The following is an 18,392-nucleotide window of genomic DNA, read 5'->3' on the forward strand; positions in this document are numbered from 1 at the left end:
TTTTATTTGTTAGCCTTGTCTATGCGACGTTGCCGGTCCCATTCGGGGTCATGTCGTTTCTTCAGTTCTATGGCCACATCATTCAAACTTAACCCTTTGCTGGTGAGAAGTACTATAAGGTGATATAGCAAGTCTGCAGATTCATAAACAAGATGCTCGTTAGTCCCGTTGGTTGCTTCAATTATGGTTTCGCATGCCTCTTCGCCGACCTTTTGCGCCATCTTGTTTATGCCTTTCTTGAAAAGGCTTGTGGTATAGCTCCCTTCAGGCATCTGCTTAAACCTGTTTGTAATAAAATCTTGCAACTCGGAGAGAAACAAGATTGGGTCGGCTATATTGTCTTCGCCCCAACATGTGTCAGTACCTTTGTGGCATGTAGGTCCCAATGGGTTGGCTTTGACTAACAGTGTGTCGCAATCGCAATCGAGTTGCATGCTTACCAGCTCAAGGAAGTTGCCAGAAGTCTCTCCTTTTGTCCACAAGCATTGGCGGGAACGGCTCCAGAATGTTACCTTCCCAGTGTTGATGGTCTTCTCATATGCTTCGTTGTTCATAAAGCCAAGCATAAGCACTTTACGAGTCGTTGCATCTTGTATTATGGCAGGAACCAGTCCGCCCATCTTGTCGAAGTCAATATTTGTCATTGTTTACAATCTCACGTTTATATGTTGACCATTAAGATATTGTTTAAGTTCAGGTATGCATATTTCTCCAAAATGAAAAACACTTGCAGCCAGAGCAGCATCAGCTTTTCCTCTCTTAAACACATCACTAAAATGCTCTGGTCTTCCAGCGCCACCACTGGCAATTATTGGAATCGAAAGTATCTCAGAGAGATGTGAAAGTGCATCGATGGCAAAACCATCTTTAACCCCATCATGGTTCATGCTGGTGAAAAGTATTTCACCAGCCCCTCTGTATTCTACCTCACGTGCCCAGTCATACAGGGTTAGAGATGTACGTTCTCTACCTCCTTTGATATAACAATTCCATTGGCCTTCTTCATATTTGGCGTCGATTGCACAAACGCATACTTGAGAACCGAACTTTCCAGTAATGTCATTGATGAGTTGGGGATTTTTAATTGCTGCAGAATTAACACTCACCTTATCAGCACCGGCATAGAGCAAGCGTTCAACATCATCAATGGTATTGATGCCTCCTCCTACAGTGAAAGGAATATTGATTTCTGATGCTACCCGAGTTACCATTTCTGTGAACGTGTTACGTCCTTCTGCACTGGCGGTTATGTCCAAATATACCAATTCGTCCGCCCCCGCCAGACTATAAGACTTGCCCAGTTCAACTGGATCGCCAGCATCGCGCAGGTTAATGAAATTTGTACCCTTGACAGTCTTGCCATTTTTTACATCAAGGCATGGTATGATACGCTTTGTGATTCCCTTTGGAATAAACAGACTATGAGTGTCTATACGCCCTTCATAAAAAGCTTTTCCGAATACCACGGAAGGAATGCCCGCTTTGGCAAGGTTATGGATGTCTGCAGTCGACGAAACACCACCGCTGGCTATAAGGTGCAGGGTGGGGTGGCGTTTCATGATATCTGCATATAGTTCGATGGCAGGTCCGGAAAGGGTTCCATCTTTGCTGATATCCGTACACAACACTTGTGTTACACCTTGGTTGATGTATTGTTCCAAGAATGCAAAGAGGTCTATCTCTGAGTCTTGTTTCCAACCGTTGACAGATATTTTTCCATAACGTACGTCTGCGCCGAGGATTATTCTATGTGCTCCGTAATGGTTGAGCCACTCAACAAAAAGCTCAGGCTGGGTAACGGCTACACTGCCAATGGTTACCATAGAAGCACCAGCTGCAAAAGCCTTTTCTATATCCTCCTGCGTTTTTATCCCTCCGCCAAAATCTACTTTTAATCGAGTCTGGCTTGTGATATCTTTGAGCACGTGTTCATTGACAATGTGGTGTGACTTCGCTCCATCCAGGTCTACGACATGAAGACGCTTAAATCCGAGACTTTCAATATGTTTCGCCACATCAGTTGGATTTTTGCTATATACGGTTTGAGCATCGTAATCACCACAAGTGAGTCTTACGCATTGACCATTGATAATGTCTATGGCAGGTATAAGTTCTATCATAGGTTCAAGAAATTATTAAGAATGATTTCACCTGTTTTCCCACTCTTTTCCGGGTGGAATTGAGTGGCATAGAAATTGTCTTTGCAAAGGCATGCGCTAAATGGAAGTATATGATATGCCTCTGCCGTAGTCCATTTACATGTTGGCACGTAATAGCTATGTACGAAATATGCATAAGATTGTTCGCCGAGACCTTTGAGCAGAGGGTTGTCGCTAACAATATTAAGTTGATTCCAACCCATTGCAGGAACTTTGTCTTCTTTATTTTCAGGGTGGAACCTCTCTACATCAATAGGAAATATGCCCAAGCAATCTACGTCACCTTCAGCCGAACGGCGACACATAAGCTGCTGGCCTATACATATCCCCAAAACTGGCTGGGTAAGATGGACAAGAACTTCGTCCAGGCGATGTGCTCGGAGATAGGACATCGTAACACTTGCTTTTCCCTGTCCTGGGAAAAGAACTTTGTCGGCAGATGCTAATTCTTCAACGTCATCTGTGAGTATAGGGTTAACACCTAATCGTTTCAGTGCGTTTTCTACAGAGAATATGTTGCCGGCGTTATATTTAACTATCGCAATTTTCAATATCGTTACACTTTAGCAATTTCTGCAAGTGCAAAGATACAATTTTCTTTTGAAATATGGGAGGTTTAGTTATATTTTTTACGCATCATCGCCATCAGGAGTCTTGAGAATGATACTTGTGGCTCCAATGGTGAAAAGTGTACCGTTCTGTATGACTCGACGTTCGCGGTCGCCAAGGATTACGTTGTCAACAAATGTGCCCGTATAACTTGGTCCATCACGGAGTATATATTTTAATGCTCCATTTTTGTCACGTTGTACAGTAATAATACAATGGTGCATATCTATGCTCGGGTCGACAGTTTCAATAGGACAGTTTATGCCAGACCCTTTCATGTATCTGCCTATTATGTTTTCTCCCATATGGAGAGGGATAATCTGCTTATAATGGAAAATATTCTCGATTACCACAATCGAACCGAAGGTGGTATCCTCTACCTCTTCTTCGGGATTCTCATCACGTTGAAGTCGTCGTAATTTGGAAACTCCCATACGTATTCCAAACTGTTTTCCACACCTGTCACATACAAAAACAAGTGATTGACCTTCTGTATATTTGGTTTCGTCAAATAGTATATATTGATCGCATTTTGGGCATCTTACTCTTTTCATCAGTCTTTCATTTTAGTTACCCAACAATCAGAGATGCCAGTATTCTTCTGGATGCGAATTGCCTCTAAAGAGGCTTCTCTTTCAGATAAAAAGCGACCTAAAACCACTTTGGTATAGTTTCCTTGCGTTGTCACTCGAGCCTCCATGAGTCCTTGCCTGTGTAGCTGCTCAACATATGTGTTCGCATTTTTAACTGTTACACGGCTACATAATACAATAGTATAATAAGGACTGTGGCTAATTGTGTCTGATGATTCTGCCATGTTGTTCTTAACGGCCTCAACGGAATCTTTATTCTCGACGTCTAACTTTAGTTGAGCCTTTTCTATATTCTCGCATCGTGGCATAATTCTTAGGAGCATATCAGTATTGATACGTGCTTCGTTAGAATTCAAATCAGAATTATTTATAGGTGATGAGATAAAGAAAAATGCGATGATGGTTATGCATGCTACGGCAATATTGCGCAAGGTGCTCAATTTGATGGTACGCTCCTGTTCCTCTTCTTTTTCGTCGCTATCCATCAAAATGTCAAATGGGCTTACCTCTTTATCGGGTTTGTCAATAGCTGCCGGAATGGTTTGGACAGATGAAGATGCTGTCGGCTTCATTATGAATGAACTTAACCCATACAATTCAGGAGTAAGAATTCCTGCTTCACATGGCTCAAATTCATATTTTCCATACTCGTTCAGGCGAATAATACCTAAATCATATAGCTCGTAACTGCCATTACACTCAATATGCTGACGCAGTTCTCTTACCTCGTCCTCTATACGGCGCAAGGCTTCTGGATAACTGATGTCGTATGCTTCGATGTATGATTGAGCCAACAAAGAATCATTCAGCGTCAACTGAGGGTTGAAGCCAATAGTGCGCTGCGGTGGCAAGAAGAGATTTTCCTGTTCGTCGTAACGTGCATCTACATGATGAGCCATGAAGCCCCCAAAACCAGGGACTATCACACAGTCGTTGCTCAAAAGTAGGATTTCAATATGTCTTTCGAGTTCAATCATTATTTGCAAAGTTACGGATAATTGACCGATATACCAAATAAATATTATTAATTATTTCAACATTTTTTTAGTGTCTTTCGTATGCTCTTTATTTACAGTTGTTTGCAATTTTGAGCTGTTTTTTTGAAAGATTTTGTTCTTTCGCAACTTTTTTTTGAAAAAGTTAAAAGAATTATTTGGCAGTTAAAAAAAAAGGCGTATCTTTGCAAATGTTATCCTGAAAACAATCTTTTTACCTTAGAATAGCTAATACCTATTGAAGAGTGAAAGTGGTCGCTGTGAAGCTGACCGCTTTTTTTATTTTAATACCATATACATTGCCAATCATTTACTTGGCGGTTTTTGTGATGATGTTGCAAGCTGATGTTGATGGCTTTTTATGTACGTTGTCATAGATGATGGGTGTGCGATAATCCTTTCCTTTCAGCTGGAGGGTAACGTTCTTTAGTTTTACTTGTCCAATATTTCTAAAATACATGCCCCAACATGGGAATACTGGCCATTCGCTGAAATCTTTCCCGTCAAACCAAGAGGGAAGGGTAGGGTCATCTTTTCCCACGAACTCCATATGCACATTGCGCATGCAGACTAAATCAGTGGGAGCGCTTCCCCAACTTTTTACTGATAATGCCATATGGTTGACATTGGTGGCCTTGACGTCATCAATGACGATTGTACCAGCTGTGTTGTCTTCACTTAAAGTGACAGAGATAGGAGTCAGTACATTATTTATAATACAATGCTTTATATATATACCATCCAATCGTCCGGGAGCTTTACCCCATCCTCCGGGTTGAATGTTGATTGCAGACTCTGTCGCTGTGCGGCCCGATGTAATGTGTGGATAGACACCTGGACCTTCAAATCGGCAATGAGATACATGTACATTGGTCGATGGCATTATCATGCGTATACCATTGCAAGATGAGTTGAGCGTGCAATTGGTTATCTGTGCTTTTTCCCAATAGCCACCAGCCAAAGCATCGTCGCCGGAATGAATGTTACAGTTGCTAATATGGAGACGCTTGGCTCCGCGCACATGGATTCCATCCCATCCGCCATTGATTTTGATTCGTTCGTAGCGGGTGCTTTCTATCTGATAGGCCAAGAATGCATAATTGGCCGAATGATTAACTGTGAAATCGCAGAAACTCATGTCCTTACAGCCCGCCAATAGGACAGTGTGAGGACCACGCATGTGTTCTTCACCTTTTGGATTGCGTACATTGTCGCCGTCTATGGTTCCTTCGCCACATATTCCTGCATTATGTACACCTATGGCAAATATAAGCGAGCGCGACCATTCCGGGTCTGTAGCGCTGTTATAGTTTACCGTTCCTTCACCGCTTTCATATTTAGACAAATCAAGTGTTGTCTTTAGCGATTGATAGTCTTCAAGGCGTGGGGAGCCTTTCAATACTGCCCCCTGTTCCAGAACAAGCATGACATTGCTTTTGAGGTAAATGGTGCCAGTCACAAATGTACCTGCAGGAACCACGACCTTTCCGCCTCCCTTTTCGGCCGCAGCTTCTATTGCCTTATTGATTGCCTGCGCGTTGTTGGTTTTAGCATTGTCTGCCACGGCGCCAAAGGTAAGGATACTGATAATGGTTGATAGTAATAAATTCATCTTTTGTATATTAAAAATGAGGGGACACGATGACCGTGCCCCCTCTTGTTATTATTATTTGGTCATAGAATATGGCTTGTCCGTAGCCTTCAATCCTCTGCTCTTGTTGGGCTTGGAGGTCATGTCAAACTCGATAGTAGCTCCATTGACCAGCTGGTCATGTGTAAAATAGAGTTTGGTGTAAGGACGGCCATTTATGCGGACGTTGCGGATATAGCGATTGCGATCGCTTACTCCAGGAGCCTTGATAGTGACGGTCTTTCCATTGGGAAGATTAATCTGCATATAAGGCAGGAAAGGAGCGCCAATGACATACTGGTCGCTACCAGGGCAGACGGGATAGAAACCCATGGCAGAGAACAGATACCATGCCGACATCTGGCCGCAGTCATCATTACCGCTCAAACCACGGATATTGTTCTTATACATCTGATCCATAATGGTACGCAGACGCTCTTGAGATTTCCATGGAGCTGAAGTCCAGGCGTAGAGATAGGGAATGTGGTGGCTGGGCTCATTGCCATGTACATAGCCGCCAACCAGTCCCTCTTCGGTAATGTCTTCGTTGTCCACATAGTACTTCTCTGGCAAGTGCATCTGGAACAATTCGTCAATACGTTTTTGGAAAGCCTTGTCGCCTCCATACAATTTCATGAGACCATTGACATCCTGAGGAGCTTGGAAGGAGAAGTTCCACGAGTTGCCCTCAATGAATCCCTCGTCATAAGTCTGGTATGGATCCAGGTCTTTCTTGAACTCGCCGTTGGCATAACGTGGAGAGGCAAAGCCTATCTTCTTGTCAAAAGTATTGCGATAGAACAAGGCACGCTTGGCATATTTGTCCGCAATGTCTTTGCGTCCCATTTTGAGAGCGGCGGCATAGATGGTCCAGTCATCGTATGAGTACTCGAGTGTGTTGGATGCTGCTGTCTTGTCTTTGTCGTATGGAGCATATCCCAATTCCTTGTATTTGTCAACGCTTGGGAAGTAAGAGCAGTTTGCGGTCTCGTCCATAGCGCGGAGAGCTTCGTCGGCATTGAGAGCGGCGCCCTTGACGAGAGCGTCGGCTACAACCGTAACAGCATGGTATCCCGTCATGCACCAGCCTTCATTGCCCATGAGGCTCCAAACCGGCAGCATGTGCAGGCGATTCTGCTGCTGGTGGGCTATCATAGACTTTACCATGTTCAGGTTGTGCTTTGGCTTTACCAACTGGAGGAATGGATGTTCTGCACGATAAGTATCCCAAACCGAGAAGATAGTGTAATTGTCAAAGTCCTTGGCTTCATGGATGTTGCCATCTACACCACGGTATTTTCTATCCACGTCCATGTAGATGGAAGGGTTAATCAGCGTATGATATAAAGATGTATATATCATAGCCTTCTGGTCTTCGCTTCCTTCGACATCAATACATGCAAGCTCCTTTTCCCACAGAGCCTCATTCTTGGCACGGGCCTGTTCGAATGTCAAACCTTCAGCTTCGGCTTTGAGGTTCTTGAGTGCGCCCTCGGTGCTGACAGCAGAAAGCGCAACCTTTACGGTGATAGGTTTGCGGTCGGTATTGTCAAAGTTGAAATAGGTGACAACGCCCTGGCCGGCAATCTCGGGGAAATTGTTGTATATGTCAAACTTGCGCCAGAAGCCACGGTACTTCAGTTGCTTCATGTCGCGATAGCCATAGGTCTTGATAGGCTTGCTCAGACTGATGGCAAAATAGGTATAGTTGGCTCTTGACCATCCATTGGTGATGCGATAACCAGTGAGCAGCGTGTCATTCTCCACGCGCAGCGTGCTCCACAGCACCTTGCCGTCGTAATTGTAGATGCCGTGCATGAGGTCAATTATCAGGCGGGCCTCGCTTACATCGGGGAATGTATATTTATGTACGCCCACGCGGGGAGTGGTGGTAAACTGCGCACGTACATTGTTGTCGGCAAGAGTCACCTCGTAATAGCCTACCGATGCCTTTTCTGTCTCATGTGAATAGCGTGAACGGTAGCCCGAGTCGGGGTCCTTTGCAGTACCGGGGTTGAGCTGCAATTTGCCAGTCTGTGGCATGATGAGAATGTCGCCCAGGTCACTGTGGCCAGTGCCGCTCAGATGGGTGTGGCTGAAACCTACGCTTGTCGGGTCGTCATATTGGTATCCGGCGCAATAGGAATAAACCTCCGTTTGATACTTGCCATCCACATTCTGTGGAATGGTGTCGGTCTCGGGACTAAGCTGCACGATACCGAATGGTGAACAGGCACCTGGAAAGGTATGGCCCATACCGGCTGTACCAATCATCGGGTTAACATAACTCGACCTTGTGCGTTGCTGCGCTTGGGCTAATGCACACATGGCCATCATTGTGATAGCTGATAAAAGCAGTACTTTCTTCTTCATGATTATATTACTGATATTAGTTATTATTCTTGTTGTCTATTATTCATGGTGGTATGGCTCACCTTTTATTATAGTGCAAGCACGATAGAGCTGTTCGGTAAATACCAGACGCACCATCTGGTGCGAGAAGGTAAGTCGCGAGAGGCTCAGCTTGTCGTTGGCTCGTTGATAGACATCGGGAGAGAAACCGTAGGGGCCACCTATCACAAACACCAAGCGGCGCGATGTCTGCTGTCGCTTTTCGAGCCATTGGGCCAGTTCTATGCTTCGCAACTCTGCTCCATGTTCGTCCAGGAGCACCAGCGTATCTGAGGCTTGCAGCTGTTTTAGTATCAGCTCGCCTTCACGCTCTTTCTGCTGCTCTTCAGAGAGGCTCTTGGTGTTCTTGATTTCTGGTATGGTGATTATCTCAAAGGGCATGTAGTGGCCGATGCGCTCGGTATAGTCCTTGATGCCTGCCGCAAAATGCTTGTTCGTGGTTTTGCCAACCAGAATTAATAATGACTTCATTGGCGATTCTTGTTTTTAGGAAACCAACCTTTGTCTACACGTTTTTTCTGTTCAAACAGTTCGCCTATTGACCATAGGCAACTCGCCCCAATCACTCCCAGAAGACTGGATAGGATAACCTGGGCTATGCAAAGCGAGGCTATTATGGCGCCAATCCCCAACACCAGGAATACCCACCATGGGCCGGTACCAAAATAATATTCAGTCTTGATTACTATCGGATGGAATACTCCGATAATAAGAAAAGTGCCGAAAGCGATTATCAAGCCGGTGAAAAACATAATAAATACACGTTTATTGATTATTGCTTGCAAAAATACAAAAAAAAATCGTCTAATTGGCGATTATCACGGATATAATTTGTTATCTTTGCATCAGACTATAACAATTTATTTAACGTAATATGGAAAATAATGCACAATTGATTGCTCAGTGTACAGAAAAGGCACAGCAATGGTTAACTCCTGCTTTTGACGAGGCTACTCGTAAGGAGGTAGAAGCGCTCATCGCTTCGGAAGACAAGACCAATCTCATCGAATGTTTCTACAAGGACCTTGAATTTGGTACCGGTGGTCTTCGTGGTATCATGGGTGCAGGTAGCAATCGTATGAATATCTATACAGTTGGCATGGCAACACAAGGATTTGCCAACTATCTTAAACTGAACTTCAAGGACAAGGAGCAAATCTCTGTTGTAGTATGTCATGACTGCCGCAACAACAGCCGCCTCTTTGCCGAGAATGTAGCAGCTATCTTCTCTGCTAATGGTATCAAGGTATATCTCTTTGACGATATGCGTCCTACTCCAGAGTGCTCTTTCGCAATCCGCCATCTCGGATGCCAGGCAGGTGTTAACATTACTGCCAGCCACAACCCCAAGGAGTACAATGGCTATAAGGCTTACTGGGAGGATGGAGCCCAGGTGCTGTCACCCCACGATACTGGAATCATCGACGAAGTCAACAAGGTTACTGTAGCCGACGTGAAGTTTGCTGCCAACAAGGACCTTATCCAGATTATCGGCGAAGAGATTGACAAGGCATACCTCGAGAAGATACGTACTGTATGCATCGACCCTGAAGTGATTAAGCGTCAGAAAGACCTGAAGATAGTTTACACTCCTCTGCATGGCACTGGTATGATGCTGATTCCCCAGTCACTCAAGTTATGGGGCTTTGAGAATGTACATTGTGTCAAGGAGCAGATGCAGCGTAGTGGCGATTTCCCAACAGTGGTTTCTCCTAACCCCGAGAATGGCGAGGCGCTGACTCTGGCTCTGAGAGACGCCAAGGAGATTGACGCCGACATCGTTATGGCCAGCGACCCCGATGCCGACCGCGTAGGTATGGCCTGCAAGAACGACAAGGGCGAGTGGATACTTATCAATGGCAACCAGACCTGTCTGCTCTTCCTCTATTACATCATTACCAACCGCAAGGCAATGGGCAAGATGAAGGACACCGACTTTATCGTCAAGACTATTGTTACCACCGAGGTTATCCGCAAGATTGCTGAGAAGAACCATATCGAAATGCGCGATTGCTACACAGGCTTCAAGTGGATTGCACGTGAGATTGCCATCTCTGAAGGCAAGCAGCAGTTTATCGGTGGTGGCGAAGAGAGCTACGGCTTTATGGCCGAAGACTTTGTTCGTGACAAGGACGCCGTTTCTGCATGTTCTCTCTTGGCAGAGATTTGTGCTTATGCCAAGGACAAGGGAAAGACTCTCTACGAACTGTTGATGGAAATCTATCTTGAGTATGGTTTCTCAGAGGAATTTACCATCAATGTGGTTAAGCCTGGCAAGACAGGTGCTGACGAAATCAAGCAGATGATGACCAACTTCCGCAACAATCCTCCCAAGGATCTCGCAGGAAGCAAGATAGTATGTTCTAAGGACTACCAGAGCCTGACCCAGACCGATAGCGAGGGCAATGTCACCAAACTTGATATGCCTGCTACCAGCAATGTGCTGCAGTGGTTCTGCGAGGATGGCACCAAACTTAGCGTAAGACCGTCTGGAACCGAGCCTAAGATTAAGTTCTACTTCGAGGTCAAGGGCACTATGAAGTGCGCAGGATGCTATACCCGTTGCAAGGAGGAAGGTATGGCCAAGATAGAGGAAATCAAGAAGCAGCTGGGTCTCTAACGCAATGCTACTATAGCCAATAAATAGATTTAGGTGTCTGATTGTCGTCATGTTGACCAATCAGACACCTTTTTTATGTGCTTGAATCTCGTCAGTGATTATGTTGATTTCTTTTCCAACCATGTTGAAGGTAATTTCAAGGTTTGAAATGACGGTTTCGTGGTTGGCAATAGATTTTTCACGGTTTGATTTCTGCAACTCGTAGTTCGCAATCATTTTGTAGGTGGTCATGGGGTAGAATGAATCAGACAGGGGCTTGGCGGAATTAAGAACCGGCTTGAAAAAAGTGTAGGTAAGTTTTGTAATCTCGCCATTTTTGAGTAGTTTTGCATTTCAAAAAAGACAAAACGACAATGCTCAATTTTATATCTTTCGGAAGCGGTAGCAGTGGTAACTGCTATTTTTTTTATAATGACACTGACAATCTGATGGTTGATGTCGGTGTCGGCATACGAACGCTGAAGAAACACTTCTCTAATTATGGTCTTTCTCTGTCGCAGATACAGAATATCATCGTCACCCATGACCATGCCGACCATATCAAGTCTGTGGGCTGTATCAGCAAGGACTTCCATATTCCGGTCTACGCCACGGCCACGGTCCATCATGGCATTGAGCGAAATTACTGTGTAAGGGCCAAGGTTCCGGTTGGCAACAAGCATGTGATAGAAAATGGCGTCATGCAGAAGTTGGGCAATTTCAACATTACCTCATTCCATGTGCCTCATGATAGTATGGACTGCGTGGGCTACCAGATAGAGCATGAGGGTATGACTATAGTTCTGGCAACCGATGTGGGTGAAATTACCGATGAAATCAGAAAGGCTATCAGCGTCGCTGATTACCTGATAATTGAGGCCAATCACGATGAAGCCATGCTGATGAGCGGCCCCTATTCGGCCTATCTCAAACAGCGGGTGAGTGGTCCCAACGGACACCTCAGCAATAAGAATTGTGCCAAAGTAATAGCCGAAGAGGCTTCAGAGAAGCTGAAGCATATATGGTTGTGCCATTTGTCTGAAGAAAACAATCATCCGGAACTTGCACGCATAACCATAGAACAGACATTGGCAGAAGCCGGAAAACCGATAGGAGGCAGTTTGAAACTGGATGTACTGAAACGCAAGATACCGACAGGTGTATTCAAACTTACTTCTGACAACGAGCAAGATTAATATAGTACCCAATCTTATATAACGTGAACAACATCAAGCGGGGGCAGGTCACAATCTGTCTCCGCATTTTGTTTTGTACCAATCGGAACAATGCTCCAGCCAGATGATGCAGGTGTATGCGTTCGACAACTGCCGTTACGGCGATGATGCGGGAATAGTCTTTCAGTTGGGAGCGGTGCCGGTACAGGGTCAACAGGCTCTCTTCTACTTTTAGCATATATGATTCGTTGGTCTCAAAATCATAATAACCCACGGGATTGTCAATATGCTGAATGGGAATGCCTGCTCGGCAGAACTGGTCGCCATACGCCACGTCTTCATATCCGTAGCCTTCGTAGGAAACGTCTAATGGGTGGGCGATAAAGATGCTTCGGTCTATGCAGAAGTTGGAGGTGTGAAAGTCTTTATAGCAGTTCCGTTGTCTCACCGAGGCCCGATGACTGTGCTCGGCTTGGCGTTCATACTCATAGCGCAGATTGCCCGCATGATTTCCCACGATACTATAGCCGCCATATATTACAGGGGCTGAAGATGCAAGGTAGGTTTTCACAAAGTCTTCGGACACGATGCACATATCTGAGTCGATGAAGAGCAGGCGGTCGTATTGCGCTTTCTCGGCAAGGAAGTTGCGGATAGCCGCACGACCCATATTCTGCTCGTTGCGGATGAAGGTGCAATTGTCCCAGGTGCCGATGATGCGATTCTGATTGACGGCTGTCTCATCGATAGAACCATCGTCTGCAACGACAATCTCCCAAGAAGGCAACTGGGCCGAGGCGCATTGGCGGTGCAAATCGCGCACAAGCTGGGTGCAGTCGCAATTGTATTCAGGTATCAGTATGGACAGTCCTTTCATATCTTTATGCTTCTTTGAGTTTGTCTGCCAGATACTTGCCGGTAATGCTTTCCTTGCATGTCGCCAGATTTTCTGGCGTTCCCTCAAATACCAGGCCGCCACCTTTGTCTCCGCCATCGGGTCCGAGGTCGATGACCCAGTCGGCACACTTGATGACCTCCATATTGTGCTCGATAATCAGTATGGAATGACCTCGCTTGATAAGCGAGTCAAACGAGTGGAGCAGTTTCTGGATGTCGTGGAAATGCAAGCCCGTCGTAGGCTCGTCAAAGATAAATAGGGTGGGGTCGGCTTTCTCTTGCCCAATAAAGTAAGCCAATTTGACACGCTGGTTTTCGCCTCCCGACAGCGTAGAAGAGCTCTGCCCCAACTTGATATAGCCAAGTCCGACATCCTGAAGAGGCTTCAGGCGGTTGACAATGACTGGTTGGTTGTACTGGGTAAAGAAGTCGATGGCTTCGGATATGGTCATGCAGAGCACATCGTAGATGTTCTTGTCGTGGAAGGTAACATCGAGGATGTCTTTTTGGAACCGCCGGCCGTGGCAGGCTTCACACTCGAGCACCAGGTCGGCCATGAACTGCATCTCTACCGTGATGACGCCTGCGCCCTTACATTCCTCGCATCGTCCGCCCTCGGCGTTGAACGAGAAGTATTGGGCAGTATACCCCATCTGGCGCGAAAGGGGCTGGTCGGCAAACAACTGCCGGATGGCATCGTATGCCTTGACGTAGGTGGCAGGATTGGACCTGGTGGATTTGCCAATAGGATTCTGGTCGACAAACTCGACGTGCTTGATGGAATCCACGTCGCCCTCGAGGGACAGATACTCTCCTGGCAAATCGGCAACCTCATCGAGTCTGCGCTTCAGTGCGGGATAGAGTATACCCTTGATGAGAGAACTCTTGCCCGAACCCGACACACCGGTGACGACGGTCATGACATTGAGCGGTATCTGTACGTCTATGCCTCTGAGGTTGTTCATGCGGGCGCCCTTGACCGTCAGGGAGCGATTCCATGGACGGCGCGATGCGGGTATGGCTATTGTCTCTTCACCGGTAAGATATTTCACGGTATAAGACTGCGGATAGTCCTTGACGGTAGCCTTAGACAGCTGGGCCATATCGCCTTCGAAGACGATGCTTCCTCCATGCTGGCCTGCATCGGGCCCGACATCTATCAGGTAGTCGGCGGCACGCATGATTTCTTCGTCGTGCTCTACCACTATCACGGTATTGCCCAACTGCTGCAGTTCTCTCAGAACTTTTATTAACCGCTGGGTGTCGCGACTGTGAAGTCCGATGGACGGTTCGTCAAGGATATAAAGAGAACCCACAAGCGAACTGCCGATGGCGGTGGTAAGGCTGATGCGTTGAGATTCGCCTCCAGACAGACTGTTGGACTGGCGGTTCAGCGTGAGGTATTGCAGCCCAACCTGACACAGGTAATCCAGGCGATTGGTAATCTCTGTCAACAGGCGTTTGCTTACTTTCTGCTCGTACTCGGACAGTTGCAGATTCCTGAACCATTCCAGCAGGTTGCCAATAGGCATCTGTACGAGGTCGGTTATGCTTCGCCCATTAATCTTTACCCAGTTGGCCTCCTTCTTAAGACGTCCGCCACGACAATCTGGACACGTGGTGCGTCCACGATAGCAACTCAGCATCACACGATATTGTATCTTATACTGGTTGTCTTTGACCATCTGGAAGAAAGAGTCGATGCAAACCTTGTCATGAATGTTCATGTGTTGCTCGGATGGCAACCCATGCCACAGCATATCCTTCTCGGCTTGGGTCAGGGCATTGTAGGGGGTGAAGATGGGGAAGTTGTCTTTCTGTGCGCGACGGCAGAACTCTTCCTTCCAAGCCTTCATCTTCTCTCCATGCCAGCATTTGACGCATCCCTCATAGACACTCAGCGTAGAATTGGGGATAACCAGTTTCTCGTCGATGCCGATGATGCTTCCAAAGCCCTCGCAGGTAGGGCAGGCCCCTACAGGAGAGTTGAAGGAGAACATATTGTCATTGGGCTCTTCAAAGGTTATGCCGTCGGCCTCGAATCTTGTGGAGAACTCGTAGGACAAGTTGGACGGTATGAATACCAATACGCAGGTGCCGTTGCCTTCGTACATGGCGGTCTCTGCCGAATCGACCAGGCGTGACACCTGGTCATTCTCTGCCGAAACGGTAAGGCGGTCGACCACTATATATACATCTTTGGCATCGGGTAGGGGCTCGGTGCTTGCGAGAAGGTCGTCCAGACGCTGCACCTCCTTATTGACATACAGGCGCTGGTAGCCTCCCTGTCGGTACATTTCCAACTGCTGAGCCAGAGTGCGGTTTTCGGCCACATGGACAGGGGCCAATATCAGAAAGCGGGTACCCTCGGCAAACTGGTGGGTGCACGCTATGATGTCTTCTGTAGAATGACGCTTTACCTCCTGGCCGCTAATCGGAGAGAAGGTCTTGCCTATACGTGCGAAGAGCAATCGAAGATATTCGTAAATCTCTGTAGATGTACCTACGGTAGAACGCGGGTTGCGCGAAATTACACGCTGCTCAATGGCAATTGCAGGAGGAAGTCCCTTGACGAAGTCATACTCGGGCTTGCTCATTCTTCCCAAGAACTGACGGGCATAACTGGAGAGAGACTCTACATAACGGCGCTGTCCTTCGGCATAGAGCGTATCGAAAGCCAATGAACTCTTGCCCGAACCACTGACTCCCGCTATGACAACAAACTTGTTGCGGGGGATTGATATATTGATATTTTTCAGGTTGTTGACCCTTACGCCTTTCAGTTCTATATAGTCCATAAGAAGAATAATTGGTAATGCTTAAGTAATGGTGATTGGGAAAAAAACAATCACCTTGGGTATGCTAAAGATTACCATTTGTAATGCCCAAGATGATTGTGTTAGAATATTATGATTATCTTAGAGGCTGAGGAACAGTCTGTGTATCTCTTCCGAGTCATTGAGCTCGGGATGGAATGAGGTAACAAGCTGGCTACCTTGGCGTGCGGCCACGATATTGCCATCGACTGTTGCTAATACTTCTACTCCCTCGCCCACAGACTGGATGTATGGAGCACGGATGAATGTCATAGGTATCGGATGGTCGATGCCCTTGAACTCAGACTCGGTATAAAAGCTGCCCAACTGACGTCCGTAGGCGTTGCGACGCACGGTAATATCCATGGTGGCAAGTCCGGTGTCGGTCTCGTTCTCGATGTGTTGGGCGAGAAGTATCATTCCTGCGCATGTTCCAAAGACTGGCATTCCGTCAAGGATGCGCTCGCGGATAGGTGTAAAGAGCCCTGTATCCTTGAGCAACTTGCGCAATGTGGTGCTTTCTCCGCCCGGGATAATCAGACGGTTGATGGGTTGTTGGAAATCTTTTAACTGTCTGATTTCAAATGCTTCAACACCTATGTGCTGAAGCATCTGTTCGTGCTCGATGAAGGCTCCTTGGAGAGCTAATACACCTACTCTCATTTGCCACGTTCTGCCATAAGCAGTTCAATCTCCTGCTCGTTGATACCAACCATAGCTTCGCCTAAGTCTTCGCTCAGTTCTGCCAGTTTGACGGGGTCATTGTAATTGGTAACAGCCTGTACGATGGCGGCTGCGCGCTTTGCAGGGTTGCCACTCTTGAAGATTCCGCTTCCAACAAATACGCCTTCAGCACCCAACTGCATCATGAGGGCGGCATCGGCAGGTGTGGCAACACCACCAGCGGCGAAGTTTACTACAGGGAGCTTGCCATTCTCGTGAACATAGACTATGAGGTCGTAAGGTACCTGGAGTTGCTTGGCAGCTTCATAGAGTTCATCCTTGCTCATGCTGGTAATGCGACGGATTTCGCTCTGCATCATGCGCATGTGACTAACGGCCTGAACGACATCGCCTGTACCGGGCTCGCCCTTGGTACGTATCATGGTAGCGCCTTCGGCAATACGACGGAGGGCTTCTCCCAGATTCTTGGCACCACATACGAAGGGCACGTCAAACTGGGTCTTGTCGATGTGATAGATATTGTCGGCAGGAGAAAGTACCTCGCTCTCGTCGATATAGTCAATCTCGATAGCCTGCAGAATCTGTGCCTCGGCAATATGGCCGATACGGCATTTAGCCATTACAGGAATGCTGACAGCCTCCTGGATTCCCTTTATCATCTTGGGGTCACTCATACGTGATACACCTCCGGCTGCGCGGATGTCCGCAGGGATTCGCTCCAATGCCATTACGGCACAGGCACCAGCTGCTTCGGCGATACGTGCCTGCTCGGGGGTTGTTACGTCCATGATTACACCGCCTTTGAGCATCTGAGCCAAGTTGCGGTTCAAAATTTGTCTTTCTGTTGTCATTGTATATGATTTTTACGATAATTACTTGGAGTATATCCAGTGATACGTTTGAAGAACTTGGTAAAGTGAGCCTGTGAAGAGAACTGGTATTCATAGGCTATTTCCTGAATAGTCTTCCCTGTGTTAAGAAGTTCGTTGCAGATTGCGTCTTCCAAATGCTGCTCTATGATGGCTTTGGGTGTCATGCCGCTGATGCGGTTTGTAACCTGGGCCAGATAGCGCGGGGTGACATTCAGGAAGTCGGCATAATAGGCTACATCGCTCCGCTGCTTGAGGTAGGCGGTTATGGCCTTGGTGAAATCGCGGTAGAGTTCGGTGCTGCGGTTATGCGAACTGTCTTCGGGAGAAACGTGGATGCGCAGATACTCGGATGCTTTCTGCATGGCCTCGTTTATCGAGTTGCCTTGCGAGAGATAATAAGTAATGGCGGTGGAAAGCAAGTTGGAATATCCGTGAACAGGGGTGTCGTCGAGCAGTGAGACATTGTCTGGGGATGTATTGCCTAATACCAGCGTAGACTCCTTCCTTCTGAGAAGTATCAGCGAACAAAGGGGCAGGAGATGCTGGCGTATCATACCTATGAGATGGCTTTCCATCAGCAGGTCGCCGTTACTGGAAAAGACGACGGGGTCATAGATAACGTATGAAGGCTTGTATCGGCGGAGGTAATTGATGATGACCGATAAGGTCTGGAGATTGCGCACCATTCCAACCTTGACGATGGGGGGCTGCATATCATTCCCAATGGCTTCAATCTGGTCTGCAACTACTTGGGCGGGTATGTCATAAAACTCCTGAATACCAAGCGTATTCTGGATGGTAATACAAGTGACTACAGAAACCATGCGGCCTCCAAGTTCAGTAATGGCTCTGATGTCCGCCTGAACACCAGAGCCTCCTGTATTGTCTGAACCTGTAATAGTCAGTATTGTATCCATTGCTCGTCTGCCTTTTGCTATGCAAAATAACGTA

The 18,392-nt window shown here is 46.8% G+C and carries 17 protein-coding genes and 1 pseudogene; 2 read left to right on the forward strand and 16 right to left on the reverse strand.

Going from position 1 to position 18,392, the window contains the following annotated elements; translation table 11 throughout:
- Positions 1 to 2 precede the first annotated feature (2 nt).
- From hisIE to CIK92_RS09595, 10 genes and pseudogenes are all read right to left on the reverse strand, one after another.
- Entirely contained in the window at positions 3 to 644 is a 642-nt protein-coding gene (gene hisIE / locus CIK92_RS09555; protein ID WP_022311444.1) for a bifunctional phosphoribosyl-AMP cyclohydrolase/phosphoribosyl-ATP diphosphatase HisIE, read from the reverse strand.
- A gap of 3 nt (positions 645 to 647) precedes the next feature.
- Positions 648 to 1,412, reverse strand: a complete 765-nt coding sequence (hisF, locus tag CIK92_RS13920) for an imidazole glycerol phosphate synthase subunit HisF (protein ID WP_254046051.1) — start codon at positions 1,410 to 1,412, stop codon at positions 648 to 650.
- Between the two features lie 21 nt (positions 1,413 to 1,433).
- Positions 1,434 to 2,120 (reverse strand): annotated as a pseudogene (gene hisA, locus CIK92_RS14080) (1-(5-phosphoribosyl)-5-[(5-phosphoribosylamino)methylideneamino]imidazole-4-carboxamide isomerase); the annotation flags it as partial.
- The gene (hisH, locus tag CIK92_RS09565; RefSeq protein ID WP_094386880.1) at positions 2,117 to 2,710 is read right to left on the reverse strand and encodes an imidazole glycerol phosphate synthase subunit HisH; all 594 of its coding nucleotides are present in this window, start codon (positions 2,708 to 2,710) and stop codon (positions 2,117 to 2,119) included. The pseudogene hisA and the gene hisH, both read right to left, overlap by 4 nt.
- Before the next feature lie 78 nt (positions 2,711 to 2,788).
- Complete coding sequence (locus tag CIK92_RS09570) at positions 2,789 to 3,322, reverse strand: FHA domain-containing protein (protein ID WP_022311441.1); 534 nt, start codon at positions 3,320 to 3,322, stop codon at positions 2,789 to 2,791.
- Positions 3,322 to 4,338, reverse strand: a complete 1,017-nt coding sequence (locus CIK92_RS09575) for an SPOR domain-containing protein (protein WP_022311440.1) — start codon at positions 4,336 to 4,338, stop codon at positions 3,322 to 3,324. The genes CIK92_RS09570 and CIK92_RS09575 overlap by 1 nt, the downstream gene beginning before the upstream one ends.
- 328 nt (positions 4,339 to 4,666) lie before the next feature.
- Entirely contained in the window at positions 4,667 to 5,968 is a 1,302-nt protein-coding gene (locus tag CIK92_RS09580; RefSeq protein WP_022311439.1) for a glycoside hydrolase family 28 protein, read from the reverse strand.
- Positions 5,969 to 6,022: 54 nt separating this feature from the next.
- Positions 6,023 to 8,359, reverse strand: coding sequence for a GH92 family glycosyl hydrolase (locus CIK92_RS09585; protein WP_094388934.1), 2,337 nt, complete (start codon positions 8,357 to 8,359; stop codon positions 6,023 to 6,025).
- A gap of 39 nt (positions 8,360 to 8,398) precedes the next feature.
- Positions 8,399 to 8,869 (reverse strand): 23S rRNA (pseudouridine(1915)-N(3))-methyltransferase RlmH, encoded by a 471-nt coding sequence (gene rlmH / locus CIK92_RS09590; protein WP_094388935.1) that lies wholly within the window; start codon positions 8,867 to 8,869, stop codon positions 8,399 to 8,401.
- Positions 8,866 to 9,150 carry a DUF4491 family protein gene (locus CIK92_RS09595; RefSeq protein WP_094388936.1) on the reverse strand — a complete coding sequence of 95 codons (285 nt, stop codon included), beginning with the start codon at positions 9,148 to 9,150 and terminating at the stop codon, positions 8,866 to 8,868. The genes rlmH and CIK92_RS09595 overlap by 4 nt, the downstream gene beginning before the upstream one ends.
- A 122-nt stretch (positions 9,151 to 9,272) precedes the next feature.
- Between CIK92_RS09595 and CIK92_RS09600 the strand changes: the two genes are divergently transcribed.
- Positions 9,273 to 11,018, forward strand: a complete 1,746-nt coding sequence (locus tag CIK92_RS09600) for a phospho-sugar mutase (RefSeq protein WP_094388937.1) — start codon at positions 9,273 to 9,275, stop codon at positions 11,016 to 11,018.
- Between the two features lie 60 nt (positions 11,019 to 11,078).
- On the opposite strand, the gene CIK92_RS13790 is transcribed toward CIK92_RS09600, so the two are convergent.
- A complete protein-coding gene (locus CIK92_RS13790) occupies positions 11,079 to 11,249 on the reverse strand; it encodes a hypothetical protein (protein WP_158214773.1) in 171 nt (56 codons plus the stop codon).
- 122 nt (positions 11,250 to 11,371) lie between these two features.
- Between CIK92_RS13790 and CIK92_RS09605 the strand changes: the two genes are divergently transcribed.
- Positions 11,372 to 12,193, forward strand: a complete 822-nt coding sequence (locus tag CIK92_RS09605; protein WP_094388938.1) for an MBL fold metallo-hydrolase — start codon at positions 11,372 to 11,374, stop codon at positions 12,191 to 12,193.
- Here CIK92_RS09605 and CIK92_RS09610 read toward each other — a convergent pair.
- The 5 genes from CIK92_RS09610 to CIK92_RS09630 form a co-directional block, all read right to left on the reverse strand.
- Positions 12,168 to 13,049 (reverse strand): glycosyltransferase, encoded by an 882-nt coding sequence (locus CIK92_RS09610; protein ID WP_158214774.1) that lies wholly within the window; start codon positions 13,047 to 13,049, stop codon positions 12,168 to 12,170. The two genes, CIK92_RS09605 and CIK92_RS09610, sit on opposite strands and share 26 nt — an antisense overlap.
- A gap of 4 nt (positions 13,050 to 13,053) precedes the next feature.
- Positions 13,054 to 15,867: an excinuclease ABC subunit UvrA gene (uvrA, locus tag CIK92_RS09615; RefSeq protein ID WP_094388940.1), complete on the reverse strand. Its 2,814-nt coding sequence runs from the start codon at positions 15,865 to 15,867 to the stop codon at positions 13,054 to 13,056.
- A 120-nt stretch (positions 15,868 to 15,987) separates the two neighbouring features.
- Positions 15,988 to 16,548 (reverse strand): pyridoxal 5'-phosphate synthase glutaminase subunit PdxT, encoded by a 561-nt coding sequence (pdxT, locus tag CIK92_RS09620; protein WP_094388941.1) that lies wholly within the window; start codon positions 16,546 to 16,548, stop codon positions 15,988 to 15,990.
- The gene (gene pdxS, locus CIK92_RS09625) at positions 16,545 to 17,420 is read right to left on the reverse strand and encodes a pyridoxal 5'-phosphate synthase lyase subunit PdxS (RefSeq protein ID WP_094386890.1); all 876 of its coding nucleotides are present in this window, start codon (positions 17,418 to 17,420) and stop codon (positions 16,545 to 16,547) included. Before pdxS ends, pdxT begins: the two co-directional genes overlap by 4 nt.
- Complete coding sequence (locus tag CIK92_RS09630) at positions 17,417 to 18,358, reverse strand: bifunctional hydroxymethylpyrimidine kinase/phosphomethylpyrimidine kinase (protein WP_094388942.1); 942 nt, start codon at positions 18,356 to 18,358, stop codon at positions 17,417 to 17,419. The genes pdxS and CIK92_RS09630 overlap by 4 nt, the downstream gene beginning before the upstream one ends.
- Between the last annotated feature and the right edge of the window lie 34 nt (positions 18,359 to 18,392).

It is taken from the genome of Prevotella sp. P4-67 (genome assembly GCF_002251325.1).
In the GTDB taxonomy this organism is placed as follows: domain Bacteria; phylum Bacteroidota; class Bacteroidia; order Bacteroidales; family Bacteroidaceae; genus Prevotella.

Coding starts and splice junctions, on each gene's coding strand:
- hisIE (WP_022311444.1), bottom strand. CDS start 644: ATGACAAATATTGACTTCGACAAGATGGGCGGACTGGTTCCTGCCATA.
- CIK92_RS09570 (WP_022311441.1), bottom strand. CDS start 3,322: ATGAAAAGAGTAAGATGCCCAAAATGCGATCAATATATACTATTTGAC.
- CIK92_RS09575 (WP_022311440.1), bottom strand. CDS start 4,338: ATGATTGAACTCGAAAGACATATTGAAATCCTACTTTTGAGCAACGAC.
- CIK92_RS09580 (WP_022311439.1), bottom strand. CDS start 5,968: ATGAATTTATTACTATCAACCATTATCAGTATCCTTACCTTTGGCGCC.
- CIK92_RS09585 (WP_094388934.1), bottom strand. CDS start 8,359: ATGAAGAAGAAAGTACTGCTTTTATCAGCTATCACAATGATGGCCATG.
- rlmH (WP_094388935.1), bottom strand. CDS start 8,869: ATGAAGTCATTATTAATTCTGGTTGGCAAAACCACGAACAAGCATTTT.
- CIK92_RS09595 (WP_094388936.1), bottom strand. CDS start 9,150: ATGTTTTTCACCGGCTTGATAATCGCTTTCGGCACTTTTCTTATTATC.
- CIK92_RS09600 (WP_094388937.1), top strand. CDS start 9,273: ATGGAAAATAATGCACAATTGATTGCTCAGTGTACAGAAAAGGCACAG.
- CIK92_RS13790 (WP_158214773.1), bottom strand. CDS start 11,249: ATGACCACCTACAAAATGATTGCGAACTACGAGTTGCAGAAATCAAAC.
- CIK92_RS09605 (WP_094388938.1), top strand. CDS start 11,372: ATGCTCAATTTTATATCTTTCGGAAGCGGTAGCAGTGGTAACTGCTAT.
- CIK92_RS09610 (WP_158214774.1), bottom strand. CDS start 13,049: ATGAAAGGACTGTCCATACTGATACCTGAATACAATTGCGACTGCACC.
- uvrA (WP_094388940.1), bottom strand. CDS start 15,867: ATGGACTATATAGAACTGAAAGGCGTAAGGGTCAACAACCTGAAAAAT.
- pdxT (WP_094388941.1), bottom strand. CDS start 16,548: ATGAGAGTAGGTGTATTAGCTCTCCAAGGAGCCTTCATCGAGCACGAA.
- pdxS (WP_094386890.1), bottom strand. CDS start 17,420: ATGACAACAGAAAGACAAATTTTGAACCGCAACTTGGCTCAGATGCTC.
- CIK92_RS09630 (WP_094388942.1), bottom strand. CDS start 18,358: ATGGATACAATACTGACTATTACAGGTTCAGACAATACAGGAGGCTCT.